This window comes from Pseudomonas sp. AC255 (genome assembly GCF_979258175.1).
Window position 1 is genome coordinate 1774455 of sequence record NZ_OZ409841.1, and the last position, 23878, is coordinate 1798332.

General features: G+C 59.5%; 19 protein-coding genes and 1 pseudogene. 11 read left to right on the forward strand and 9 right to left on the reverse strand.

Features of this window, described 5'->3' with window-relative positions; translation table 11 throughout:
- Positions 1–157: 157 nt before the first annotated feature.
- From preA to hydA, 3 genes are all read right to left on the reverse strand, one after another.
- Positions 158–1432: an NAD-dependent dihydropyrimidine dehydrogenase subunit PreA gene (gene preA, locus ACZZ0K_RS08280; protein ID WP_071172797.1), complete on the reverse strand. Its 1275-nt coding sequence runs from the start codon at positions 1430–1432 to the stop codon at positions 158–160.
- The gene (locus tag ACZZ0K_RS08285) at positions 1433–2800 is read right to left on the reverse strand and encodes an NAD(P)-dependent oxidoreductase (protein ID WP_463559045.1); all 1368 of its coding nucleotides are present in this window, start codon (positions 2798–2800) and stop codon (positions 1433–1435) included.
- Between the two features lie 164 nt (positions 2801–2964).
- Positions 2965–4404 carry a dihydropyrimidinase gene (gene hydA / locus ACZZ0K_RS08290; RefSeq protein WP_258706849.1) on the reverse strand — a complete coding sequence of 480 codons (1440 nt, stop codon included), beginning with the start codon at positions 4402–4404 and terminating at the stop codon, positions 2965–2967.
- 624 nt (positions 4405–5028) lie between these two features.
- On the opposite strand from hydA, the gene ACZZ0K_RS08295 reads away from it, so the two are divergent.
- The 6 genes and pseudogenes from ACZZ0K_RS08295 to ACZZ0K_RS08320 all read left to right on the forward strand — a co-directional run bounded on the left by ACZZ0K_RS08295 (position 5029) and on the right by ACZZ0K_RS08320 (position 11376).
- Complete coding sequence (locus ACZZ0K_RS08295) at positions 5029–6513, forward strand: NCS1 family nucleobase:cation symporter-1 (RefSeq protein WP_073471195.1); 1485 nt, start codon at positions 5029–5031, stop codon at positions 6511–6513.
- A 235-nt stretch (positions 6514–6748) separates the two neighbouring features.
- Positions 6749–8031 (forward strand): annotated as a pseudogene (locus ACZZ0K_RS08300) (Zn-dependent hydrolase).
- 171 nt (positions 8032–8202) lie between these two features.
- Positions 8203–8505 (forward strand): transposase, encoded by a 303-nt coding sequence (locus tag ACZZ0K_RS08305; protein WP_014337368.1) that lies wholly within the window; start codon positions 8203–8205, stop codon positions 8503–8505.
- Positions 8502–9338: an IS3 family transposase gene (locus ACZZ0K_RS08310; protein ID WP_258707633.1), complete on the forward strand. Its 837-nt coding sequence runs from the start codon at positions 8502–8504 to the stop codon at positions 9336–9338. Before ACZZ0K_RS08305 ends, ACZZ0K_RS08310 begins: the two co-directional genes overlap by 4 nt.
- A 143-nt stretch (positions 9339–9481) precedes the next feature.
- Positions 9482–10978 carry a helix-turn-helix transcriptional regulator gene (locus ACZZ0K_RS08315; RefSeq protein ID WP_095180256.1) on the forward strand — a complete coding sequence of 499 codons (1497 nt, stop codon included), beginning with the start codon at positions 9482–9484 and terminating at the stop codon, positions 10976–10978.
- A gap of 140 nt (positions 10979–11118) precedes the next feature.
- The gene (locus ACZZ0K_RS08320) at positions 11119–11376 is read left to right on the forward strand and encodes a DUF1652 domain-containing protein (protein ID WP_024013284.1); all 258 of its coding nucleotides are present in this window, start codon (positions 11119–11121) and stop codon (positions 11374–11376) included.
- 1086 nt (positions 11377–12462) lie between these two features.
- On the opposite strand, the gene ACZZ0K_RS08325 is transcribed toward ACZZ0K_RS08320, so the two are convergent.
- From ACZZ0K_RS08325 to ACZZ0K_RS08340, 4 genes are all read right to left on the reverse strand, one after another.
- Positions 12463–13230 (reverse strand): SDR family oxidoreductase, encoded by a 768-nt coding sequence (locus ACZZ0K_RS08325; RefSeq protein WP_041480848.1) that lies wholly within the window; start codon positions 13228–13230, stop codon positions 12463–12465.
- Positions 13231–13267: 37 nt separating this feature from the next.
- On the reverse strand, positions 13268–14335 hold the full coding sequence (locus ACZZ0K_RS08330; protein WP_258706847.1) for a phosphotransferase family protein: 1068 nt from the start codon (positions 14333–14335) through the stop codon (positions 13268–13270).
- A gap of 163 nt (positions 14336–14498) precedes the next feature.
- Complete coding sequence (locus ACZZ0K_RS08335) at positions 14499–15467, reverse strand: 2-hydroxyacid dehydrogenase (RefSeq protein ID WP_258706846.1); 969 nt, start codon at positions 15465–15467, stop codon at positions 14499–14501.
- A gap of 155 nt (positions 15468–15622) precedes the next feature.
- On the reverse strand, positions 15623–16006 hold the full coding sequence (locus ACZZ0K_RS08340; protein WP_252876491.1) for a tautomerase family protein: 384 nt from the start codon (positions 16004–16006) through the stop codon (positions 15623–15625).
- A gap of 248 nt (positions 16007–16254) precedes the next feature.
- Between ACZZ0K_RS08340 and ACZZ0K_RS08345 the strand changes: the two genes are divergently transcribed.
- From ACZZ0K_RS08345 to ACZZ0K_RS08355, 3 genes are all read left to right on the forward strand, one after another.
- The gene (locus tag ACZZ0K_RS08345) at positions 16255–16449 is read left to right on the forward strand and encodes an FtsB/FtsL family cell division protein (protein WP_252867794.1); all 195 of its coding nucleotides are present in this window, start codon (positions 16255–16257) and stop codon (positions 16447–16449) included.
- Positions 16450–16498: 49 nt separating this feature from the next.
- Positions 16499–16669 (forward strand): hypothetical protein, encoded by a 171-nt coding sequence (locus ACZZ0K_RS08350; protein ID WP_163032915.1) that lies wholly within the window; start codon positions 16499–16501, stop codon positions 16667–16669.
- Positions 16670–16923: 254 nt separating this feature from the next.
- Positions 16924–18204 (forward strand): serine/threonine transporter, encoded by a 1281-nt coding sequence (locus tag ACZZ0K_RS08355; protein ID WP_258708207.1) that lies wholly within the window; start codon positions 16924–16926, stop codon positions 18202–18204.
- A 191-nt stretch (positions 18205–18395) separates the two neighbouring features.
- Here the strand turns inward: ACZZ0K_RS08355 and acnB are convergent, their stop codons facing one another.
- Positions 18396–21005, reverse strand: coding sequence for a bifunctional aconitate hydratase 2/2-methylisocitrate dehydratase (gene acnB, locus ACZZ0K_RS08360; RefSeq protein WP_039763151.1), 2610 nt, complete (start codon positions 21003–21005; stop codon positions 18396–18398).
- A 467-nt stretch (positions 21006–21472) separates the two neighbouring features.
- On the opposite strand from acnB, the gene ACZZ0K_RS08365 reads away from it, so the two are divergent.
- Entirely contained in the window at positions 21473–21943 is a 471-nt protein-coding gene (locus ACZZ0K_RS08365; RefSeq protein ID WP_024013275.1) for a DUF1289 domain-containing protein, read from the forward strand.
- A gap of 93 nt (positions 21944–22036) precedes the next feature.
- On the opposite strand, the gene ACZZ0K_RS08370 is transcribed toward ACZZ0K_RS08365, so the two are convergent.
- Positions 22037–22900, reverse strand: coding sequence for a universal stress protein (locus ACZZ0K_RS08370; RefSeq protein ID WP_258706844.1), 864 nt, complete (start codon positions 22898–22900; stop codon positions 22037–22039).
- Between the two features lie 159 nt (positions 22901–23059).
- Here ACZZ0K_RS08370 and ACZZ0K_RS08375 point away from each other — a divergent pair, with 159 nt between their 5' ends.
- On the forward strand, positions 23060–23668 hold the full coding sequence (locus tag ACZZ0K_RS08375; protein WP_041480839.1) for a MiaE family protein: 609 nt from the start codon (positions 23060–23062) through the stop codon (positions 23666–23668).
- Positions 23669–23878 lie beyond the last annotated feature (210 nt).

Consider the following 23878-nt stretch of genomic DNA (forward strand, 5'->3'; position numbering starts at 1 on the left):
GGAGAGGGGGCCGACCGAGGTGTATTGAGAGGTACATCGACCTGAAAGACCGTGTCGATTATGGATTCACAACAACTCTTTCAGGTCGGCGAAGTTTGTCAGCATCCCCCAATCAGTCCCCTCTCCCTTTGGGAGAGGGCTAGGGTGAGGGGTTTTTTCAGACTGCAACGTGGTAGGGGTTGCGCGGATCATGATTCCAGTCCAGAAACGGCTTGCCCGTGTCCATCGGCACCATCTCGATGCAGTCGGCCACGGGGCAGGTGATCTGACACAGGTTGCAGCCTACACATTCCTCATCGATCACTTCATATTTATGCGTACCGTCGGCCTGTTTCAAACTGCCGATCGCCTGGTGTGACGTGTCTTCACAAGCGATGTGGCAACGCCCGCAACCAATGCACGCCTCCTGGTCAATCTTTGCGATGACCTGGTAGTTGATATCGAGGTACTTCCAATCCGTGGTGTTGCCCACGGCGCGCCCGGAAAATTCGGCGATATTGGCGTAGCCCTGGCTGTCCATCCACCGCGACAAGCCGTCCTTCATCTCTTCGACAATGCGGAAACCATGCAGCATCGCCGCCGTGCACACCTGCACCGCGCCGCTGCCCAGCGCCATGAACTCCGCCGCGTCGCGCCAGCTGCCGATGCCGCCGATGCCGCAGATCGGCAAGCCCTGGGTCTGCGGATCACGGGCAATTTCCGCGACCATGTTCAGCGCAATCGGCTTGACCGCCGAACCGCAATAACCGCCGTGGGTGCTTTTGCTGCCGACGGTGGGCAGGGCGACCATATGGTCCAGGTCGACGCTGGTGATCGAGTTGATCGTGTTGATCAGCGAAACCGCATCCGCGCCTCCACGATGCGCCGCCCGGGCAGCGACGCGGATGTCGGTGATGTTCGGGGTGAGTTTGACGATCACCGGCAGCGAGCAGTACGTCTTGCACCAGCGCGTCACCTGTTCGACATACTCCGGCACCTGGCCGACCGCCGCGCCCATGCCGCGTTCGGGCATGCCGTGGGGGCAACCGAAGTTGAGTTCGATGCCGTCGGCGCCGGTGGCTTCGACCAGCGGCAGAATGTGTTTCCACGACTCCTCGACACACGGCACCATCAGCGACACGATCAGCGCGCGATCCGGCCAATCCTTCTTCACCTGGGTGATTTCGCGCAGGTTGATTTCCAGCGAGCGGTCGGTGATCAGTTCGATGTTGTTGATGCCCAGCACTTCGCGATTGGCACCGTAATGCGCCGAATAACGCGAGGAAACGTTGACCGCCGCCGGATCCTCACCGAGGGTTTTCCAGACCACGCCACCCCAGCCCGCTTCGAAGGCGCGGACCACGTTGTAGGCCTTGTCGGTGGGCGGCGCGGAAGCCAGCCAGAACGGGTTGGGAGCTTTGATGCCGGCGAAGACTATCGAGAGATCGGCCATTTACGCAGCCTCCACGTTGAGCATCAGTTGAGCGTTGATCGCCTCGGCGGCGCGTTTGCCGTGCTGCACTGCTTGCACGGTGAGGTCCTGATCGAGGCTGGTGCAGTCGCCGCCGGCATACACGCCGGGGATGCTGGTGCGCAGGTGTTCATCGACCGCGATGCGTTCGCCCTGACGCTTGAGTTCGCGCGCCAACGGATCGCTGAGAACGCTGTCATCGAAGCTCTGGCCGATCGCTTTGAAGATCGCATCGGCAGCCAGCTCAAAGGTTTCTCCGGTGGTTTGCAGACGCCCTTCAACCAGATCGGTGCGGGCGAAACGCATGCCGCGCACGCGGCCCTGATCATCGAGCAACACTTGCTCCGGCTGCGCCCAGGTCAGCAACCGCACCTGATTGGCTTTGGCGATGTCCTGCTCATGGTGGGTGGCGCCCATGTCTGCCGCACCACGGCGATACACCAGATTGACGTCGCGCGCGCCGAGGCGGGCCATCTGCACGGCCATGTCGATCGCGGTGTTGCCGGCGCCGAGAACGATGCAGCGTTCGGCCAAGGGCAACTGCGTGAGGTCATCGGCCTGGCGCAGTTCGCGGATGTAATCGGTGGCGGCGAGCAGGCCCGGCGCGTCTTCGTGGGCCAGACCGAGTTGCTTGCTGGCATTCAGGCCGAGGCCGAGAAATACCGCGTCAAACTGCTGATGCAGTTCGCTCAGGGTCAGGTTTGCACCGAGTTTCTGGCCGTGGCGGATTTCAATGCCGCCAATCTGCAGGAGAAAGTCCAGCTCCTTCTGCGCGTAATCGTCGACCAGTTTGTACTTGGCGATGCCGTACTCGTTGAGCCCGCCGGCCTTTTCCCGTGCTTCGAAAATCACCACGTCATGCCCGTGCATCGCGCTGCGGTGGGCGCAGGACAACCCGGCCGGCCCGGCGCCGACCACGGCCATCCGTTTGCCCGTGGCCGGGGCGCGCTGGAACGGGTGTTCGGCGAAATGCGCGTTGTCTACGGCATAGCGTTGCAGCAGACCAATCAGCACCGGTGCGCATTCCTGCGCGTTGTTGCGCACGCAGGCCTGCTGGCAGAGGATTTCCGTTGGACAGACCCGCGCGCAACTGCCGCCGAGGATGTTTGCCGAAAGGATCTTCTGCGCCGCGCCCTGTACGTTGTCCTGATGGATGTTGCGGATGAACGACGGGATATCGATTTCGCTGGGGCATGCATTGACGCAAGGCGCGTCGTAGCAATACAGGCAGCGCGAGGCTTCCAGATGCGCCTGACGGGCATTGAGCGGCGGCGCCAGATCAGTGAAATGGCCGGCGAGGGCGGCCGCGCTTTCGTGCGGGTGGGGAAGGTGGTTCAGGGTCTCGATCACGGTTCATGGCCTCATGGCTAATTGAGGTGCTGCCTCTGGTGGGCAGTGGTTGATCGTTCCCATGCTCTGCGTGGGAATGCCTCAAGGGACGCTTTGCGTTCCAATGGGACGCAGAGCGTCCCGGGCTGCATTCCCACGCAGAGCATGGGAACGATCACTAGGGGTCAGCGTTTAACGGCAGTCGGTTTATGCAACTCCGCCCGCTTGCTCAACAAATCAAACACCGCCGGATAGGCCGGCCGTTCGATGTAGCGTCCGGCGCCGCGTTCGGCGCGCAGGTCGCCGTCGGCCCAGACCACGCGGCCCTGGCTGACGGTGTGGCTCGGCACGCCGCGCACGGTCTTGCCTTCGAAGATGTTGAAGTCCACCTGCTGATGGTGGGTCTTGGCGGAAATGGTCCGTGTGCCTTGCGGATCCCACAGCACCAGATCGGCATCGGCGCCAACGCGGATCGCGCCTTTGCGTGGATAGATATTGAATATCTTCGCGGTGTTGGTGGAGGTCAGCGCGACGAAATCCTGCATCGACAATCGCCCGGAGTTGACGGCTTCATCCCACAACACTGCCATGCGGTCTTCGATGCCGGCGGTGCCGTTGGGAATCTTGCTGAAGTCGTCGCGGCCGGCGGCTTTCTGCTCGGCGCAGAAACAGCAGTGGTCGGTGGCGGTGGTGTGCAGATTGCCGTTCTGCAGCCCATGCCACAGCGCCTCCTGATGGCCGCGCGGACGGAACGGCGGGCTCATCACGTAGCCGGCAGCAGTCTGCCAGTCCGGGTGTTGATAGACGCTGTCGTCGAGCAGCAGATGCCCGGCCAGCACCTCGCCGTAAACCGGCTGGCCCTTGCTGCGTGCGTAGGTGATTTCGTCGAGGGCTTCCTTGGTGGAAACGTGCACCAGGTACAACGGCGTGCCGATGGTTTCGGCAATGCGGATCGCCCGGCTCGCGGCTTCACCTTCGACCTGCGAAGGTCGCGACAGCGGATGCGCTTCCGGCCCGGTAATGCCCTGGGCCATCAACTTGCGTTGGAGGTGATAGACCAGCTCGCCATTTTCCGCGTGCACGGTCGGCACCGCACCGAGTTCCAGACAGCGCTCGAAACTCGCCACCAAGGTATCGTCGGCGGCCATGATCGCGTTCTTGTAGGCCATGAAGTGCTTGAAGCTGTTGATGCCGTGGTGGCTGACCAGCTCGGCCATTTCCTCGCGCACCTGCTCGCTCCACCAAGTGATCGCGACGTGGAAGCCATAGTCCGACGCAGACTTTTGCGCCCAGCCGCGCCACTGATGAAACGCTTCCATCAGCGATTGCTGCGGATTGGGAATCACGAAATCGATGATCGAGGTGGTGCCGCCGGCCAGGCCGGCTGCAGTGCCGCTGTAGAAGTCCTCACTGGCAACGGTGCCCATGAACGGCAACTGCATGTGCGTATGCGGATCGATGCCGCCGGGCATCAGGTATTGGCCACTGCCGTCGAGCACTTCGGCGCCGGCGGGAATGTCGAGGTTTTCACCAATGGCTTTGATCACGCCGTCAGCGCAATAGACGTCGGCGCGGTAACTTTCATCATGGGTAACAACGGTGGCGCCACGGATCAACAGAGACATTCCGGATTCCTCGCAGGCATGACCGACTTGTGCCGGTTCTAAATGTTTTGTTGAAGTACAGCGACGCAGTTCGTATTCCTGTCATCGCTGTCAGGAATAGAAACTAGTCGCGATTTCAAGAATGATCAAGAATATTTTTTATAAGCTTATAGCTGTTTCAAGTTATTGATAAATATAGATAAAAACGAGAAATCACCAAAATGGGTAGGGCGCTCACCATTTTGACGCACTTGACAGGATGGAAATATGAGCAAGATTTCCTATGTGAAATCAGCCGCTTGAAGTTGTGCTGCGGTTGCGGGTTCACCGACAAAAATAAATGCAGTGCACCAGTTTGAGTCCTGACACTTCGGACAACTTGCCCGACGTTTAGCCTGAGCGTTCAGACAAGTTTTCCCGGACTCAGCGAATATTCAATTAAAACTGATGAATATCAGAAAGTTGCAAAGCGTGCAGTGCACCGCCCAACCGTTCAGCGCCAGACCCGGCACGTTTATTGATGCCGCCGCTGACACCATGGCCGGTGCGTGAAAGTTGTCAGTTCCTCCGGCCATCGTCCGGCTGGCGTCGTATGCGCCCGCCGCCTGATGAGCAAAAAATAATCAGAAGAATAGTGGAGCGGCCATGCAACAGACCAGATCACAAGTGACCGAGCGCGACGGCTTGTTCGAGCTCGAAGCCGGCAGTGACGTCCTCGACAGTCCCCGTTACAACCACGACATGGCACCGACCAAGGTGCGCGAACGCACCTGGAACAAATGGCACATCACCGCGCTGTGGGTCGGGATGTCGATTTGCGTGCCGACCTACACCCTCGGCGGCGTGCTCACCGCTTATTTCGGCTTGAGCGTCGGCGAAGCGCTATTGGCGATTCTGTTTGCCAACGTCATTGTGTTGATTCCGCTGACCCTCAACGCCTTCCCGGGCACCAAATACGGCATTCCGTTTCCGGTGCTGCTGCGCTCGTCGTTCGGCATTCTCGGCTCCAACGTGCCGTGCCTGATTCGCGCGTTGGTGGCGTGTGGCTGGTTCGGCATCCAGACCATGTTCGGCGGACTGGCGATTCACCTGTTTCTCGGCTCGGTGTTCGAGGGCTGGAAATCCCTCGGCGGCACCGGCGAGGTGATCGGTTTCATGGTGTTCTGGGCGCTGAATCTGTGGGTGGTGATTCGCGGTGCCGAGTCGATCAAATGGCTGGAAACCTTGTCGGCGCCGTTGCTGGTGGCGGTGGGCATTGGCCTGCTGGTGTGGGCGATGCCCAATGTGTCGATGACTGAATTGCTGGCGATCCCGCCCAAGCGTCCGGAAGGCGCCAGCGTGGTCAGTTATTTCGCGGCAGGGCTGACGGCAATGGTCGGCTTCTGGGCCACGCTGTCGCTGAACATTCCAGACTTCAGTCGCTACGCCAAGAGCCAGAAGGATCAGATCCTCGGGCAGATTTTCGGTCTGCCGCTGACCATGTTCCTCTTCGCTGCGCTGGGCGTGGTGATGACCGCCGCATCGGTGAAACTGGTCGGCGTCACCGTGTCCGACCCGGTCACGCTGATAGGCCATATCCAGAGCCCGGTGTGGGTGGCGGTGGCCATGGCGTTGATCATCGTTGCCACACTGTCGACCAACACCGCCGCCAATATCGTCTCGCCGACCAATGACTTTCAGAACATCGCGCCGAAGGTGATCAACCGCACCAAAGCGGTGTTGCTCACCGGTCTGGTCGGGCTGGTGCTGATGGGCCATGAACTGCTGAAAAAGCTTGGCCTGATCGTTTCCGACATCAGCCTGGAAACCGTGTACTCAAACTGGCTGCTGGGCTACTCGAGCCTGCTCGGGCCGATCGCCGGGATCATGGTGGTGGATTATTTCCTGATCAAGAAACAGCGACTGGACCTCGCCGGGCTGTACCGCGATGACGTGTATCCGGCGTGGAACTGGGCCGGTTTTCTCGCCTTTGGCGTGCCGGTGGCGCTGACTCTGCTGTCGCTGGGCAGCGACGCGTTCAGCTGGTTCTACAGCTATGGCTGGTTCACCGGCTCGGCGTTGGGCGGAATTATTTATTACGGGTTGTGCGTGATGCGGGCGCAGCCTTCTGCCGTGAAAACAGCGGTGTGAGCAAGAGCCTTTTCGCGAGCAGGCTCGCTCCCACATTGGAAATGCATTCTCACTGTGGGAGCGAGCCTGCTCGCGAAGGCGATGCTCCATACACCGCCGAAACTGATCGTTCCCACGCTCTGCGTGGGAATGCAGCCCGGGACGCTCCGCGTCCCAACAGCGGACGCAGAGCGTCCATGGATGAATGCCCACGCAGAGCATGGGCACTATCGGCATCAGCATTGAGGAGATCCCCATGAACGCAGCCGTCGACGTTCTGCAATCCACCCATCAGCACATCAACCGCGATCGCCTCTGGGCCTCGCTCATGGAACTGGCGAAACTCGGCGCCACGGTCAAGGGCGGCGTCTGTCGCCTGGCCCTGACCGACCTCGACCGCCAGGCGCGCGACCTGTTCGTGCAGTGGTGCAAGGACGCCGGTTGCAACGTCACGGTCGATGCCGTCGGCAACATTTTCGCCCGGCGTGCCGGGCGCAACCCGAACCTGCCGCCGGTCATGACCGGCAGCCACATCGACACCCAGCCCACCGGCGGCAAGTTCGACGGCTGCTTCGGCGTGCTCGCCGGCGTCGAAGTGCTGCGCACCCTCAACGACCTCGGCGTGGAAACCGAAGCGCCGCTGGAAGTGGTGGTCTGGACCAACGAAGAGGGCTCACGCTTCGCCCCGTGCATGATGGGCTCAGGGGTCTTCGCCGATAAATTCACCCTCGAAGAAACCCTCGCCAAGGTCGATGCCGACGGCGTTACGGTCGGCGAGGCACTGAATGCGATCGGCTACGCCGGCCCGCGCAAGGTTAGCGGGCACGCGGTTGGGGCGTATTTCGAAGCGCACATCGAACAAGGCCCGATTCTCGAGGACGAAGAGAAAACCATCGGCGTGGTACTCGGCGCGCTCGGGCAGAAGTGGTTCGACCTGAAATTGCGCGGCGTCGAAGCCCACGCCGGCCCGACGCCGATGCACCTGCGCAAGGACGCCCTGGTCGGTGCCTCGGTGATCGTCGGCGCCGTCAACCGCGCCGCCCTCGGCCATCAGCCCCACGCCTGTGGCACGGTCGGCTGCCTGCAAGCCTATCCCGGCTCGCGCAACGTGATTCCCGGCGAAGTGCGCATGACTCTGGATTTTCGCCACCTGGAGCCGGCGCGGCTGGATTCGATGATTGCCGAAGTGAAACAAGTGATCGAGGCGACCTGCGAAGAGCACGGCCTTTCTTACGAATTGACCCCGACCGCCGACTTCCCGCCGCTGTACTTCGAAAAAGGCTGCGTGGAAGCGGTGCGCGGCGCAGCGAAAGGGCTGGGTCTGTCGCACATGGATATCGTCAGTGGCGCCGGGCATGACGCGATTTTCCTCGCCGAGCTCGGCCCGGCGGGAATGATTTTGTGCCATGCGAGGGCGGGATCAGTCACAACGAAATCGAGAATGCCGCACCGGATGATCTCGCGGCGGGGTGTGCGGTGTTGCTAAGGGCAATGCTCGCGGCGTCGGCGATGGTGGCGGCCAGCGAGCGTGCCGCCTAAGGTAAACACACCCAGTAAACCTGTGGGAGCGAGCGTGCTCGCGAATGCGCCGGGTCAGTCACCGAATGGTCTGTCTGACCCAGCGCTTTCGCGAGCAGGCTGAACTGGCCTAATGATTTTGGACACTTCAATCAGGCGCTATGATGGCGTCCAAATCTGAGGTGTTCGGATATGCGTAACTCTTATTCAACTGAATTCAAACTCAAGGCTGTCGGCATGGTATTGGACGAGGGGATATCGGTTCCCGAAGTCTGTGCCAGTCTAGACATCGGCCCTACCGCGTTGCGTCGCTGGGTCGCCCAGGTTCGCAAAGAGCGCCTGGGTACAACGCCGGTGGGGGCCAAAGCGATTACGGCTGACCACCGAGAGATTCAAGAACTCAAAGCCTTGCTCAGGCAAAAAGACCGGGATATTGAAATCCTAAAAAAAGCCAGTGCTCTGCTGCTATTGGACGCCAAAGATCATTCTCATTGATCAATGAGCTGGCAGAGCTATACGGCGTTAACGACTGTTGCCGTGTGTTTGATGTTTGCCGCAGCAGCTTTTATGCCTGGCGTCAGCGCCAAGGCAAGGTGAGTCCTGAGCGGGAGAAACTCAAAGCCATGCTGGTTGAGCATCATAAGGAATCGAGAGCATCGGCCGGGGCACGCACCCTTTCCCGGGAACTACAGGCCAAAGGACATCGAGTCGGGCGGTACATGGCTCGTAGTTTGATGCGTGAAGCCGGAGTGACTAGCCGTCAGCGCCGGCGCCATAAATACAAATCATCAGGCGTAGAGGCTTTGGTCGCACCGCACGTGCTCAAGCGCCAGTTCGATGTCACATCAATCAATGAGGTGTGGTGCGCCGATGTCACGTATATCAAGGTCGGCACCCGGTGGATGTATTTCGCTGCGGTTTTGGATCTCTTCGCCCGCCGACTGGTGGGTTGGGCGTTTTCAATGATCTCGGATGCGGAACTGACCTGTGAGGCCTTACGAATGGCCGTTGAGTTGCGAGGCAGACCTAAAGACGTGCTGTTTCACTCCGATCAAGGCTGCCAGTACACCAGCCATAAATTCAGGAATGAGCTGCTAGCGCACGGGCTGAGGCAGAGCATGAGTCGCAAGGGAGAGTGTTGGGACAACGCACCGATGGAGCGTTTCTTTGGAAGTCTGAAATCGGAGTGGGTACCTGAAGCGGGGTACCGCTGCGAGTACGAAGCCCGGGTTGATTTGCAGCGCTACCTAATGCGCTACAACAACACCAGACTCCATAGCTACAACAACTACCGGTCACCGGTCGCCATGGAGAAAATGGCGGCCTGAAAAACCCTAACGGGTGTCCAATATTACTTGACCAGTTCAGGCTCGCTCCCACAGGGGTTTTTTGGCGATTTTGGGGTTGTGGCACGATCCCGAGCCGCCGCGGTCGTACTCTTCACCTAGCCGCATCACAGTGTGGAGATCCAATGAGCCAGGAAGTCCTGACCACCGAAACCAACCGTCGCCAGTTGCAGCAGATCATTGCCGGGCTGTCGGACGGGGTGATTCTGCTGGAACTCGACAAAAGCATTCTCTGGGCCAACGAAGCGGCGCTGACCATGCACGGTGTCAGCACCATCGGTGATCTGGGCAGTAACGCCGACGAGTACGCCAGACGCTTCACGCTGCGCTATCGCAATAATCATGTTTTGCCGCCGGACAACTACCCGATCAGCCGCGTCGCCCGCTGCGAGGCGTTCAATGATGTGCTGATCGAAGTTTCGTCCGTGGACGACCCGGAGCGGGTCTGGGTGCACAGCGTGCGCAGCATGGTCCTGACCGACCGCGTCGGCCAGCCCGAGTCGCTGGTGCTGATCATGAGCGACGTCACCGATTGGGCCAACGCTGAGCTGCGTTTCGAAAAAACCTTCAATGCCAACCCTGCACCGGCAGTGATCTGCCGACTCAGCGATTTGCGCTACATCAAGGTCAACCCGGGCTTTCTGGAAATGACCGGCTATACCCGCGATCAGGTGATCGGCACTTCGGCTTACGAAATCGATATCTTCGAGCAGGCGGATCAGCGCGATCTGGCTGTCCAGCGCTTGCGCGATGTCGCGACCATTCCGCAAATGCAGGCGGAGTTGCGCCTCCCCGACGGTGGCAGTAAACAGGTGATCGTTGCCGGTCAGCCGCTGCTGCTCAATGACGAGAATTGCATGCTGTTCTCCTTCGTCGACATGGAGCCTCGGCGCCGGGTCGAAGTGGCCTTGCGTCAGAGCGAGGAGCGCTTTGCGAAGGCTTTTCGTCTGACTCCGGTACCGATTTTGATCTGCACCGCTGACAAGCAGGAGGTCATCGATGTCAATCAGGCGTTCCTCGATACCCTGGCCTATGACAGCGATGATGTACTCGGCAAAACCGTGACGCAGCTGAGCTTCATCCACGATGACAGCGCGCGCACGCGCCTGCTGTCGGCGCTGGCGAAGAACGGTCGGGTGGATCGGGTCGATGTGCCGGTGCGCAAGAAGGACGAGGAGTTGTTGGAATGTGCGGTCTCGGCTGACACCGTGAACATTCACGACACGTCCTGCTATCTGCTGGTGTTGATGGACATGACCGAGCGCAAGCGCACTGAGCTGGAACTGGTCGCGGCGATCGAAGAGGTGATGAAGGATGCGTCGTGGTTCAGCCGAACGCTGATCGAGAAGCTGGCCAACGTGAAGAAGATCAACTCGCCGCAGCTGCCCAGCGCCTCGTTCACCGACCTGACGGCCCGTGAGCGTGATGTCCTGGGTTTGATCTGTGAAGGTCTGGCGGACAAGGAGATCGCCGCGCGGTTGAAACTGGCGCCCAATACCGTGCGCAATCATGTGGCCACCGTGTACTCGAAAATCGATGTGCATAGCCGCAGCGAGGCGATCGTCTGGGCGCGAGAGCGCGGTTTGTTTTCGGGGGAGTGGGGCACCAAGGGCCAGCGCTGAGGGGTGCAAATGCACTAGTTACAAGGGTGCAAATTCATGTATTGGCCAAGACGTTGTGTTCTTAGGCTGGTGGGGTGCGGTGTGGGCCATTTCGGGCCTGCGATCGTGCCCCTTTTGAAACAGTCATAGGAACAACGTCAATGATGAATCTTGCGCAGTTGCGCGCTCGGCTCGAGCACAGTTTTGCGCCGCTGGCTTGTGAGTGTTCGGTGGATGGTGATCATTCGCTGACGGTCAAGTTGTATCACCGGGATTCGGGGCAGGTGGATCTGGTGATCAGTGGGCTGGATCTGGCTTCGCTGCGTACGCCTGGGGCGGTTGAGGCGTTGGTGGATGAGTTGAGGTATGAGCTTGAGAGCAATTCCTTGCGTTCTTCGCGGGATCCGGATTTGGCTTAAGCGCGCTTTGGGTCTTGGCGGCCTTTGGGTCGGCCATGCTCTGGGGGGTTGGGTGTATATCCGTTTTTTGGGTGTTGCGGCTGGCGTTTCGCCCTTACGGCGAGTCCCTTTTGGCAAACGCCCCAAAAGGAACCAAAAGGTCTTCGCCCTGACGTTCGGCCCGCTCGCTGAGGCTCGGGGTTCCTTCGCTCCGGGATCGATCCTGGCGCAGCGGCTCCGGTTTGCTTCGCTGCACCTACACTCGCTGTGTACGACTGCGTCGTACGGTCGCTGCGCTCCCACGCCCGGATCAATCCCTCCACTCAGCCTGCCGACGGGCTCCAAGATCAAGATCAAGATCAAAAGCGGTACTTGAGCTAACGCTCATCGTGTGTAGGAGCTGCCGAAGGCTGCGATCTTTTGATTTTGATTTTGATTTTCTGTGGGAGCGAGCCTGCTCGCGAAGGCGGCCTGACAGCCGACCTGGTTGTTACTGAACTCACTCGATCAAACCTGTGGGAGTGAGCCTGCTCGCGATGAGGCCCTCGCCGACAACCATCATCCCAATCCAGCCCTCTGCCGGAAAATCCCCGCAAAAACCGACAGCCCAAACCAGCCAATCACCCCAATCCACTGGCGCTAACAAGGCGCTCAGCTATAAAGAATGAGTGGTCAGGTCTTCCGCGGCCGGTTGGGTTGCGGGAGTTTGTCTCTCTTTACCGCGGGTCGTCCTATGAATAATCCTGGGAAACGCGTATTGCCGTTGGCTTTTCTTGCTGTGCTGTTAGCCGGTTGTGCCAGTCCTCCACCCCCTGCGCCTGTCGCGCCGCCGCCACCGCCGGAACGTCGGTGTGAAGTGCTGGAAAATACTGAGGTTGCCGGGGATGTGTATGTGGATGGGCAGGTGACGCGCCACATCACCACTACCCGTTGCATAACCCAATAAGACTCGCGATTCCTCGATTGCATGAGGCCTGGAACCCTGCAGTAACCCTGTGGGAGCGAGCCTGCTCGCGAATGCGTGGTATCAGTCAAAACATAGCTGACTGACACAACGCCTTCGCGAGCAGGCTCGCTCCCACACGGGTTAGCAATTTGCCTTGGATATCAGGACAGGAATCCGCCATCCACATTCAGCGCCACGCCAGTGGTGTAGCTCGACGCATCGCTGGCCAGGTACAGCACCGCGCCGGCCATTTCGCTTGGATCGGCTACGCGTTTGAGCGGGATCTGGGTCAGTGCCTGTTTCAGAATCGCGTCGTTCTTGACCAGCGCCGAGGCGAATTTGGTGTCGGTCAGGCCGGGGAGCAGGGCGTTGCAGCGGATGCCGAATTGCGCGCATTCCTTGGCGAAGACTTTGGTCATGTTGATGACCGCCGCTTTGGTCACCGAATAGATGCCTTGGAAGATGCCCGGCGAGATGCCGTTGATCGACGCGACGTTGATGATGCTGCCGCCACCGTTTTCGCGCATGAGCTTGCCGGCTTCGACCGACATGAAGAAGTAGCCGCGAATGTTCACATCGACGGTCTTCTGGAACGCCCCCAGATCGGTGTCGAGCACGTTGCAGAATTGCGGGTTGGTCGCGGCGTTGTTGACCAGGATGTCGAGGCGGCCGAATTGTTCCTTGATCCCGGCGAAGACCTGGCTGATCTGCTCCATCTCACCGATGTGGCAGGCCACGGCTGTCGCCTTGCCGCCGGCGGCGATGATGGCGTCGGCGACGTGTTGGCAGCCTTCGAGCTTGCGGCTCGAGACGATCACGTGGGCGCCTTGCTGGGCCAGCAGTTTGGCGATGGCTTCTCCGATGCCACGGCTGGCACCGGAGACGAAAGCGATTTTGCCGTCGAGGTCGAACAACTGAGTCTTGGACATGGGTTTCCCTTGTTGAAAGTCTTGTTATTGGCCCGGATCAGAGGCTGGATTTCTGAATGACCTGCAGGCTCATCTGCTCCAGCAGTTTGTTCATGTGAATGAACTGCGCGAAGCGTTTGTCCTGCGTCTGGCCATGGTAGAAGCGGTAGTAGATCTGCTGCACGATGCCGGCCAGGCGGAACAGGCCGTAGGTGTAGTAGAAGTCGAAATTGTCGATGCGGATGCCCGAGCGCTCGGCGTAGTAGTCGACGAATTCGCGGCGGGTCAGCATGCCCGGCGCGTGGCTTGGCTGGCGGCGCATCAGTTGCACCGGTGCCGGGTCGCCGGCTTCGATCCAGTAGGCGAGGGTGTTGCCCAGATCCATCAGCGGGTCGCCGAGGGTGGTCAGTTCCCAGTCGAGCACGCCGATAATTTGCATCGGATTGGCCGGGTCGAGAATGACGTTGTCGAAGCGGTAGTCGTTGTGGACGATGCTCGACGTCGGGTGGTCGGCCGGCATCTTGTCGTTGAGCCAGGCTTTGACCGCTTCCCAGTGCGGCGCGTCCGGGGTCAGGGCTTTTTCGTAGCGCTCGCTCCAGCCCTTGATCTGCCGGGCGACGTAGCCTTCAGGCTTGCCCAGATCGCCGAGGCCGCAGGCGTTGTAATCGACCCGATGCAGTTCGACGAAACGGTCGATGAAGCTTTTGCACAGCGCTTCGGTTTTCGCCGAATCGAGGCCCAGCTCCGGCGGCAGTTCAGCGCGCAGGATGATGCCCCTGACCCGTTCCATCACATAGAACTCGGCGCCGATAACGGCTTCGTCGGTGCAATGCACATAGGCCTTCGGGCAATACGGAAAGCCCTCGCGCAGTTGGTTGAGAATGCGGAACTCACGGCCCATGTCGTGGGCGGATTTGGCTTTGTGGCCAAACGGCGGACGGCGCAGAACGAATTCTTGCTCGGGGTATTCCAGCAGGTAGGTCAGGTTCGACGCGCCGCCGGGAAACTGGCTGATCTGCGGCGTGCCGGTCAGGCCGGGAATGTGCGCCTTGAGGTACGGATCGATCAGGCTGGCATCAAGTTCTTCGCCTGCGCGGATCCGGGTGGACTGGTCAGTAAGCGCCATGCTTATCCCTTCTGCTTATTTTGGAGGCCAGACATCATTGGCTAATCTAATGGCGCGCTCGGGTGCTCACAAGCGCGGGTCGGTCTTATAGGTTAGCGTGTTGCTGGATAATCAACTTTGAGAATGGGGCAAAGATCGGCGCGGTTCGACGATGCCACGCGCGTTAATGCACGCGCTGGTTGTTCAACTTGGGCGGCAGGGCGACGGGAGTCAGCACCGGTTGCCCGGAGAAAAACGCCATCAGGTTTTTCCCCACCAGTTCAACGGTGCCTTGCGTGGCTTCAGGGGACAACCCGGCGACGTGTGGGGTTAGCACAACGTTGCTGAGGTGTTTCAGGGCGTCGGGCACTTCCGGTTCGTGATCGAACACGTCCAGCGCTGCGCCGGCGATACGACGTTGCTCAAGTGCGGTGATCAGGTCTGCCGTTGCGATAACGCTGGCGCGGGCGATGTTGACGATAAAACCCTTGGGGCCGAGCGCATCGAGCACAGCTCGCGTCACCAGATGTTGAGTAGCAATGCCACCGGGCGTGGCAACGACCAGAAAGTCCGAGGCTCGCGCCAGATCGGTGGGTGTCGAGCAGAATGTATAAGCGACATCGCTGCGCACCTGGCGGCTGTGGTAGCTGACCTGCATGTCGAAACCCAGCTCCGCACGTTTGGCAATCGCCATGCCCACGGCGCCCAGCCCGAGGATGCCCAGACGCTTGCCGGCCAGCGACGGGCGCATGATTTTCGGCCATTCACCGCGGCGCACGGCTGCATCGCAGCGCGGGATATCGCGGACCAATGCCAGCAGCAGCGCCATCGCATGATCGGCCACTGACGAGGCGTTGACTCCGGCACCATTGGTGACGGTGATCCCACGGTCACTGGCCGCTTGCAGATCGACCTGTTCGTAACCGGCGCCGATCACCGTGATGATTTTCAGGGCGGGCAGGGCGCTGATCTCTTGCGCGGTCAGACCCAGCGGGCCGCGAGTGAGCACGGCATCGATGCGACTGCCATGGGTGGCGATGGCTTGCGCACGTTCGGCTGGCGTTGGTGCGAGGATCAGGTGGAATCCCTGATGCTCAAGAATCGGCAGATAGTCATTGATCGTTTCAACCAGTACCAGAACGGTTGCGGGCATTGCGCGGCTCCTGTGATTGGCGGCGGGTGGGTCGCGAAAGTCGACTCAGAGTGCTGAATCCGCAGCGGCTTGGCAATCGTTGCATTCACGCAGTGGTGCTTTGATTCTGGACGGGTTCGTGGAACAAGCAAGTACGCAGGCATGGGCGCTGCGAATCAGCTGACGTATTGCGCAATGCCGTTGCCAAACGACCAGTTCTCTTTCTTTACCTCCAGCAGATTGATGAACACATCCTCCAGGCGAATACCCAGTTGCGCATGCAGGCTCTCGGCAATGGTCTTGAACAGCAATTGTTTCTTTTCCACGCTGCGCCCTTCGCTGATGGTGATCTGGATGAACACCACGCCGTCGCTGCGCTCGATGCCGAGGTATTGCGGGTCGTACACGAAGTGCTGGCCGTCGTGCTCGTTGAGAATCTGGAAGTTGTCGTGCTCGGGCACATCGATACAGGTGCGCAGGGCGGCGTAGATCTGTTCGCCGATGCGCCTGGCGAAAGTGGGGTCTGGGTTTTGCTGGATGTCGACGCGGACCAGTGGCATGGGAGGCTCCTTGGGTTATGGCTTCTCACACGCTAGATCAAGGGCAGAGTTCTGGCAGGTAATTGGTCTGGAATATTGCGGACCACTCGTATGAGGAGGCTTACGTGAATCGCGGATTTTGCCTACGGGGATGGCAGATGCGTCTGCTGGTCAGCGTGAATGGAACAGTTTGATGATAAGGGCATGACGATAGCCGTCGATGTGCATGCAAATGCTGACACCGATCCGCCAGCAGCCAAGGAGGGCAAATGTTCCATAACGATCGCGAAAATCTGGAGCTAGACAGGCTGGAAAACGAATCAAGGAAACTCGTGGGTGAATGGAAAAAGCTTCAGGCTGAAGAGAAAAAGTTATCAAGGGAGACGAAGCTCTATCCAATTGCAGTGTTTGGTGGAGTCTTGACTGCAATCACCGCAGTGGCAGGGTTTTTCTTCAAGTTGTGAGTCTTCATGCTTCACGACCGTCAGGCGCATTATTCAAAGGTTAATCAGTATGAGCACATATGACCGTAAGGCACGACTGGAGCAAATTGAGCGAGAGTTCGCAGAATATGACGAAGCGGTGCGCAATAGAGACAAGCGCGAAAATGGCAAGCTCTGGTTGCTTTTCGGCTTCGGGCTGTACTGCGTTTTATTGGGTTTCATGCTCGGCATATCGCTCTAGGCGCATTCGATGACGCATGGGTGGGTGCAAAACGTATCCGTTTGCGGCATCCGACGTATCCATAAACGACCTTGTTTTTTCTATAAACGACCATCCTTGGATCTGCTCCGCACAACCATTCCTCAGCTAAGTCTTTGCTTGCATTGATTTATCACGGAGAATCGCGCCCCTGTTTCGGCCGGAGCATGTCTGTCGGTTTTTTCCGACGCGTCCTGACCGAGTGGCAAGTGACCGGAATGCGGAGATCCGACCGGATGAATGATCAGGCCAATAGCCTCGAAAAGCGCTTCGACGCAGCAGCACCCGCTGAACTTTCGAGCTGGAATCGCCAGGACACCACCTGGATGCTGGGACTGTTTGGGACGGCCATTGGCGCCGGCACCCTGTTTTTGCCGATCAACGCAGGATTGGGTGGCTTCTGGCCGCTGGTGATCCTCGCGCTGCTGGCCTTCCCGATGACGTTTTACGCGCACCGTGGCCTGACCCGTTTTGTCCTGTCCGGTCGCGAAGGTGCCGATATCACCGAAGTGGTCGAGCAGCATTTCGGTATCAAGGCCGGTGCCTTGATCACGCTGCTGTACTTCTTCGCCATCTTCCCGATCCTGTTGATCTACAGTGTCGGCCTGACCAACACGGTCGCCAGTTTCCTCCAACACCAACTGCACATCACGCCACCGCCGCGCGCGTTGCTGTCGTTCGTGCTGATTCTCGGGCTGCTGGCCGTGGTGCGTTGCGGTGAGCAGGCGATCGTCAAGGCCATGAGCCTGATGGTCTATCCGTTCATCGTTGCGCTGCTGTTCCTCGCCGTGTACCTGATTCCGCACTGGAACGGCGGCATCCTCGCCACCGCCTCGCAAGTGCCGGCGCCGTCAGCGCTGCTGCACACGCTGTGGCTGGCGATTACGGTGATGGTGTTCTCCTTCAATCATTCGCCGATCATCTCGGCGTTCGCGATGGACCAGAAGCGTCGTTACGGTGTGCATGCTGACGAGCGCAGCTCGCAGATCCTCGCGAGCGCTCATGCATTGATGGTCATTTTGGTGCTGTTCTTCGTATTCAGTTGCGTGCTGACCCTGTCGCCAGAGCAACTGGCTGAGGCAAAAGAGCAGAATCTGTCGATCCTGTCGTACCTGGCCAACCACTTCAGCAACCCGACCATCGAGTTTGCGGCGCCGTTGATTGCGTTTGTGGCGATCTCCAAGTCGTTCCTCGGTCATTACATCGGGGCCAGCGAAGGCCTCAAGGGCCTGATCGTCAAGAGCGGCAAACGTCCGGGCGCCAAGGCGCTGGATCGCATCGTGGCGGCGTTCATGCTGGTGATCTGCTGGATCGTCGCAACGCTTGATCCGAGCATCCTGGGCATGATCGAAACGGTCGGTGGGCCGGTGATTGCGGCGATTCTGTTCCTGATGCCGATGTACGCGATTCGCAAGGTGCCAGCGATGGCGCGCTATCGCGGTCAGGCGTCGAACGTGTTTGTTACCGCGGTGGGACTGGTGGCGATTTCGGCGCTGGTTTACAAGCTGGCTGTCTGACCTGTCACTGATCGTTCCCACGCTCTGCGTGGGAATGCCTCTTGTGACGCTCTGCGTCACGCTTGGGGACGCAGAGCGTCCGGGGCTGCGTTCCAACGCAGAGCGTGGGAACGATCAGAATGCTTGCCCGGCAGGCATAAAAAAACGCCGCTCATCTCACGATGGGCGGCGTTTTTTATGGCCTTGCAGCGTTAGGCTTGAACGACCGGGATCTTGGCGTTCGCAGCAGCTTCACGGAACTCGGCGATCTGGTCGAAGGACAGGTAGCGGTAGACATCGGCCGCCATGCTGTCGATCTTGCCAGCGTATTCCATGTACTCCTCGACGGTCGGCAGGCGACCCAGGATCGAAGCAACGGACGCGAGCTCGGCCGAGGCCAGGTAGACGTTCGCGCCGTCGCCCAGACGGTTCGGGAAGTTACGGGTCGACGTCGAGACCACGGTGCTGTTCGGCTCAACGCGTGCCTGGTTACCCATGCACAGCGAGCAGCCTGGCATTTCCATGCGTGCGCCGGCCTTGCCGTAGATGCCGTAGTAGCCTTCTTCGGTCAGTTGATGAGCGTCCATCTTGGTCGGCGGCGACAGCCACAGACGGGTTGGCAGCTGACCCTTGACCTGATCCAGCAGTTTACCGGCAGCGCGGAAGTGACCGATGTTGGTCATGCACGAACCGATGAACACTTCGTCGATCTTCTCGCCAGCAACGCTGGACAACAGACGGGCGTCGTCCGGATCGTTCGGCGCGCAGAGCACAGGCTCGTTGATCTCGGCCAGATCGATTTCGATGACTTCGGCGTATTCGGCGTCGGCATCGGCTTCCATCAGCTCAGGATTGGCGATCCAGGCTTCCATCGCTTGAGCACGACGTTCCAGGGTACGCGCATCGCCGTAGCCTTCGCCGATCATCCAGCGCAGCAGGGTGATGTTGGACTGCAGGTACTCGGTGATCGACTCTTTCGACAGCTTGATGGTGCAACCGGCAGCCGAACGTTCGGCCGAGGCGTCGGACAGTTCGAACGCCTGCTCCAGGGTCAGACCTTCCAGACCTTCGATTTCCAGGATGCGGCCGGAGAAGGCGTTTTTCTTGCCTTTCTTCTCGACGGTCAGCAGACCGTTCTGGATAGCGAAGTACGGAATGGCATGAACCAGGTCACGCAGGGTGATGCCAGGTTTCATCTTGCCTTTGAAGCGCACCAGGATCGATTCCGGCATGTCCAGCGGCATGACGCCAGTGGCAGCGGCGAACGCGACCAGACCGGAACCGGCCGGGAACGAGATGCCCATCGGGAAACGGGTGTGCGAGTCACCACCGGTACCGACGGTGTCCGGCAGCAGCATGCGGTTCAGCCACGAGTGGATGATGCCGTCGCCCGGACGCAGGGAAACGCCGCCGCGGGTCATGATGAAGTCAGGCAGGGTGTGGTGGGTGGTCACGTCGATCGGCTTTGGATAAGCCGCGGTGTGGCAGAACGACTGCATCACCAGATCAGCGGAGAAGCCCAGGCACGCCAGGTCTTTCAGTTCGTCACGGGTCATTGGACCGGTGGTGTCCTGAGAACCCACGGTGGTCATCTTCGGTTCGCAGTAGGTGCCAGGACGCACGCCCTGGCCTTCTGCCAGACCGCAAGCCTTGCCGACCATTTTCTGCGCCAGGGTGAAACCCTTGGTGCTTTCAGCCGGAGCTTCCGGCTTCTTGAACAGGTCGAACGGCGGCAGACCCAATTCGGCGCGAGCCTTCTCGGTCAGGCCACGGCCGATGATCAGCGGGATACGACCGCCGGCACGGACTTCGTCCAGCAGCACCGGGGTTTTCATTTCGAAAGTGGTGATGACTTCGTCGGTACCGTGCTTGCAGACTTTGCCAGCGTGCGGGTACAGGTCGATCACGTCGCCCATGTTCATGTTCGACACGTCGAACTCGATCGGCAGGGCGCCGGCATCTTCCATGGTGTTGTAGAAGATCGGAGCGATCTTGCTGCCGAAGCAGAAACCGCCAGCGCGCTTGTTCGGCACGTACGGGATGTCGTCGCCGAAGAACCACAGCACCGAGTTGGTGGCCGATTTACGCGAGGAACCGGTACCGACCACGTCACCGACGTAGGCGATCGGGAAGCCCTGGCCGCGCATTTCTTCGATCTGCTTCATCGGGCCGGTCTTGCCTTGCTCGTCCGGAACGATGCCGTCACGGGCCATTTTCAGCATGGCCAGGGCGTGCAGCGGGATATCAGGACGCGACCAGGCGTCTGGCGCAGGGGAGAGGTCGTCGGTGTTGGTTTCGCCGGTGACCTTGAATACGCGCAGGCTGATCTTGTCGGCCAGCACCGGGCGCTTCTTGAACCACTCGCCGTCAGCCCAGGATTGCAGCACGGCCTTGGCGTGAACGTTGCCGTTCTTGGCTTTTTCAGCGACGTCGTGGAAGGCATCGAACATCAGCAGGGTGTGCTTGAGTTCTTCGGCGGCGACTGGCGCCAGCTCGGCGTCGTCCAGCAGTTCAACGAGGGTGACGATGTTGTAGCCGCCCTGCATGGTGCCGAGCAGTTCTACAGCGCGTTTCTTGTCCAGCAGAGGGGAGGTGGCTTCGCCCTTGGCCAGGGCAGACAGGAAACCGGCCTTGACGTAAGCGGCTTCGTCCACTCCAGGCGGTACGCGATTGGTGATCAGGTCAACGAGGAAAGCTTCTTCGCCAGCCGGAGGGTTCTTCAGCAGCTCGATCAGGCCTGCTGTTTGTTCGGCGTTAAGCGGCTGGGGAACGATACCCAGGGCTGCACGCTCTTCGATATGTTTGCGGTAGGCTTCAAGCACAGTTATTACCCTCATCAGTGGTCCCAAATGGGTGTCCGGGACGCTCATCCCGAAATTGCCGTACTCATGCGCCTCACGACGTTGTGGGTCGTTCGGCCAGAATTACCGGCAATTCCTTACAGAAGCTGCTTTCAAAGTTTTACGCCTGCAGAACGGGGAGCTGATGAGGGTTGGCGTTGGGCTTTTCCCCGCTGGAAAAACCCTTCGCCAACACCGCTCTGAAGGAACGACTGTGCTCGTGACGCTTTGAAAACAGCTTCTAACGGACATTGGCGCCTTAAAAGGCTGGCTGATTCTACGGCAAAAAAAATTTAAAGGTAAGTCGCGCTCTATTGGACTTTCGTGGCAATCAGCGCGGCCGGAGCAAACCTGCGACGCTGGCGAGACCTTGCTGTTTGAGGGGTGATCAATGCCCGACAAAGGGCTAACATGCCTGCCTGTTCCGCGTTTCAGTGTTCTGCCCATTTATGCCCAATCAGACCATCAAGACCCCCTGCGTCGGCCTCTGCTCCACCGTTTACGGTGACCTGGTGTGCCGTGGCTGCAAGCGTTTCCACCACGAAGTGATCCATTGGAACGGGTACAACGAGGAGGAAAAACGTGCGGTGTGGCTGCGTCTGGAGCAATTGCTGTCACAAGTGATGGCGAGCAAAGTCGAGATCTTCGATCCGGCGCGCCTGCGCGAGCAGCTCGAACAGCGCAAGATCCGCTTCGTACCGCATCAGTCGGAATATTGCTGGGCCTATCAGCTGATCGCCCGGGGGGCGCGGGTGATCATTAATCTCGAGGCGTACGGGATGGTGTTGCTGCCGGAATTCCGCGACTGGAACCTGCCGGAACTGCGCGATGCCATTGATCGGGAATTCTTCCTGCTGTCGGAAGCGCATTATCAGCGCTACATCGCCCCGGGCTTTCTGAAAGACGCCTTCGGCGCCTAGAAGCATCGCGAGCAGGCTCGCTCCCACAGGGAAATGCATTCGAGATGTGGGAGCGAGCCTGCTCGCGAAAGCGCCAGTCAGACATGGCAATCCTCAGTGTTTTGCCGTCAGTTCCACCAGATGATCCTCAACCTCCTGCGGCTTGAGCACCAGCACATCGCTTTCCAGGGTATCCAGCACCGCTTCCGCCGTATTGCCGATCAACGCGCCTGACAAACCACTGCGCGCCACGGTGCCAATCACCGTCACCGCCGCCTGGAGCTTGTGCGCCATGAACGGGATCAACACATCCGCCGGGCCTTCCTCGATGTGCAGGTGCTCGTCATCGACATCGAACTCCGCCTGAAACGCCCGGCACTGCTCGCGGTATTTGGCTTCTATGGTCGATTTGAGCTGAAACGTCGGGTCTGCCGCCGAGAGCATCGGCGACGGATGCGCGGTGATCACACGCAGATGCGCCTTGGCCAGACTGGCGATGTCGTAGCCGTGATCAATGATGGTGCTGTGCAGATGCCGATGCTCACCATCGGCATTGCCGACATCGACGGCGGCGAGAATCACTTTGTCTTTCCACGAACCGGCGGTTTTGACCAGCAGCACCGGGGTAGGGCAGTGGCGCAGCAGCTTCCAGTCGGCCGGGGTCAGCAGGGCTTTTTTCAGCGAGCTGTCGGGGAAGTGCTGTTTGATCACCAGGCCGCAACCCTCGGCCTGCTGCACATCGATGATGGTTTCGTGCAGGCTCTCGTTCCACGCCTGTTCGGTGGTCACGCTGTACCCTTCGGCGAGCAATGCAGCCTTGAGCACGCTGAGCAGGCCGGCATGGTCATGCTTCTTGTCGCACACCAGTAAATGCAGATGGGCCTGGGTAACACCGGCGATCAGCTTGGCGCGTTTGAGCGCCAGGCTTTCTGCATGTTCAGGTTCGATGACCACCAGAATGCTGCGAATGGCTTGCATGAGCGGAGTCTCCAGCAAAGAAAAGGCACGGCGTTGCACAACTATAGTTGCTACCCGAACGTCTGCGACTTGATGCATATCAACAGCCGCCGCTGGTGGTCTGCGGGCAGGCCGGTATAATCGGCGCCCTTCGCTCGAACACCTTTTACCGTGAGCCCCATGATCCTTCCCGAAATCCACGAATTCCTTGGCTGCCGCACCCCCGACGCCTGGGTCCAGGCGGCACTGGCCGATCAGGAAACCCTGCTGATCGATCACAAGAACTGCGAGTTCAAGGCCGCCAGCACGGCGCTGAGCCTGATTGCCAAGTACCACGCCCATGTCGACCTGATCAACATGATGTCGCGCCTGGCCCGGGAAGAACTGGTGCACCACGAGCAAGTCATGCGCATCATGAAGCGGCGCAAGATCGAGCTGCGTCAGCTGCACGCCGGCCGTTACGCCTCGGGCCTGCGCAAAGTGGTGCGTAGCCACGAACCGGTGAAACTGGTGGATACGCTGGTGGTTGGTGCCTTCATCGAAGCGCGCAGCTGTGAACGTTTCGAAGCACTGGTGCCGCATCTGGACGAAGAGCTGGGCAAGTTTTATTTCGGTTTGCTGAAAAGCGAGGCGCGGCATTTTCAGGGTTATCTGAAACTGGCCTATCAGTATGGTGATGCCAAGGATGTCGCGCAGGTGATTGAGCGCGTCCGTGCGGCCGAGCAGGAACTGATCGAATCGCCGGACGAGGAATTCCGCTTCCACAGCGGTGTGCCGGTCGCCGCATGATCGGGTAGGAGCTGCCGCAGGCTGCGATCTTTTGATCTTGTTTTTACAAATCGAAAATCAAAAGATCGCAGCCTTCGGCAGCTCCTACAGAGGTCCGCAATTCAATCGGACATCATTGTCGGATTGTAAAAAAATCTTAAAAGTATGAAACATCACCGAAAACCGGCCCAAGTGGCCGGTTTTTGCTGTCTGCCGTGATCGCCTGTGCGA

What these genes read in the sequence shown, in the direction of transcription:
- preA (WP_071172797.1), bottom strand. Translation starts at nt 1,432, where the DNA reads ATGGCCGATCTCTCGATAGTCTTCGCCGGCATCAAAGCTCCCAACCCG.
- hydA (WP_258706849.1), bottom strand. Translation starts at nt 4,404, where the DNA reads ATGTCTCTGTTGATCCGTGGCGCCACCGTTGTTACCCATGATGAAAGT.
- ACZZ0K_RS08295 (WP_073471195.1), top strand. Translation starts at nt 5,029, where the DNA reads ATGCAACAGACCAGATCACAAGTGACCGAGCGCGACGGCTTGTTCGAG.
- ACZZ0K_RS08305 (WP_014337368.1), top strand. Translation starts at nt 8,203, where the DNA reads ATGCGTAACTCTTATTCAACTGAATTCAAACTCAAGGCTGTCGGCATG.
- ACZZ0K_RS08315 (WP_095180256.1), top strand. Translation starts at nt 9,482, where the DNA reads ATGAGCCAGGAAGTCCTGACCACCGAAACCAACCGTCGCCAGTTGCAG.
- ACZZ0K_RS08320 (WP_024013284.1), top strand. Translation starts at nt 11,119, where the DNA reads ATGATGAATCTTGCGCAGTTGCGCGCTCGGCTCGAGCACAGTTTTGCG.
- ACZZ0K_RS08325 (WP_041480848.1), bottom strand. Translation starts at nt 13,230, where the DNA reads ATGTCCAAGACTCAGTTGTTCGACCTCGACGGCAAAATCGCTTTCGTC.
- ACZZ0K_RS08330 (WP_258706847.1), bottom strand. Translation starts at nt 14,335, where the DNA reads ATGGCGCTTACTGACCAGTCCACCCGGATCCGCGCAGGCGAAGAACTT.
- ACZZ0K_RS08335 (WP_258706846.1), bottom strand. Translation starts at nt 15,467, where the DNA reads ATGCCCGCAACCGTTCTGGTACTGGTTGAAACGATCAATGACTATCTG.
- ACZZ0K_RS08340 (WP_252876491.1), bottom strand. Translation starts at nt 16,006, where the DNA reads ATGCCACTGGTCCGCGTCGACATCCAGCAAAACCCAGACCCCACTTTC.
- ACZZ0K_RS08345 (WP_252867794.1), top strand. Translation starts at nt 16,255, where the DNA reads ATGTTCCATAACGATCGCGAAAATCTGGAGCTAGACAGGCTGGAAAAC.
- ACZZ0K_RS08350 (WP_163032915.1), top strand. Translation starts at nt 16,499, where the DNA reads ATGAGCACATATGACCGTAAGGCACGACTGGAGCAAATTGAGCGAGAG.
- ACZZ0K_RS08355 (WP_258708207.1), top strand. Translation starts at nt 16,924, where the DNA reads ATGAATGATCAGGCCAATAGCCTCGAAAAGCGCTTCGACGCAGCAGCA.
- ACZZ0K_RS08365 (WP_024013275.1), top strand. Translation starts at nt 21,473, where the DNA reads ATGCCCAATCAGACCATCAAGACCCCCTGCGTCGGCCTCTGCTCCACC.
- ACZZ0K_RS08370 (WP_258706844.1), bottom strand. Translation starts at nt 22,900, where the DNA reads ATGCAAGCCATTCGCAGCATTCTGGTGGTCATCGAACCTGAACATGCA.
- ACZZ0K_RS08375 (WP_041480839.1), top strand. Translation starts at nt 23,060, where the DNA reads ATGATCCTTCCCGAAATCCACGAATTCCTTGGCTGCCGCACCCCCGAC.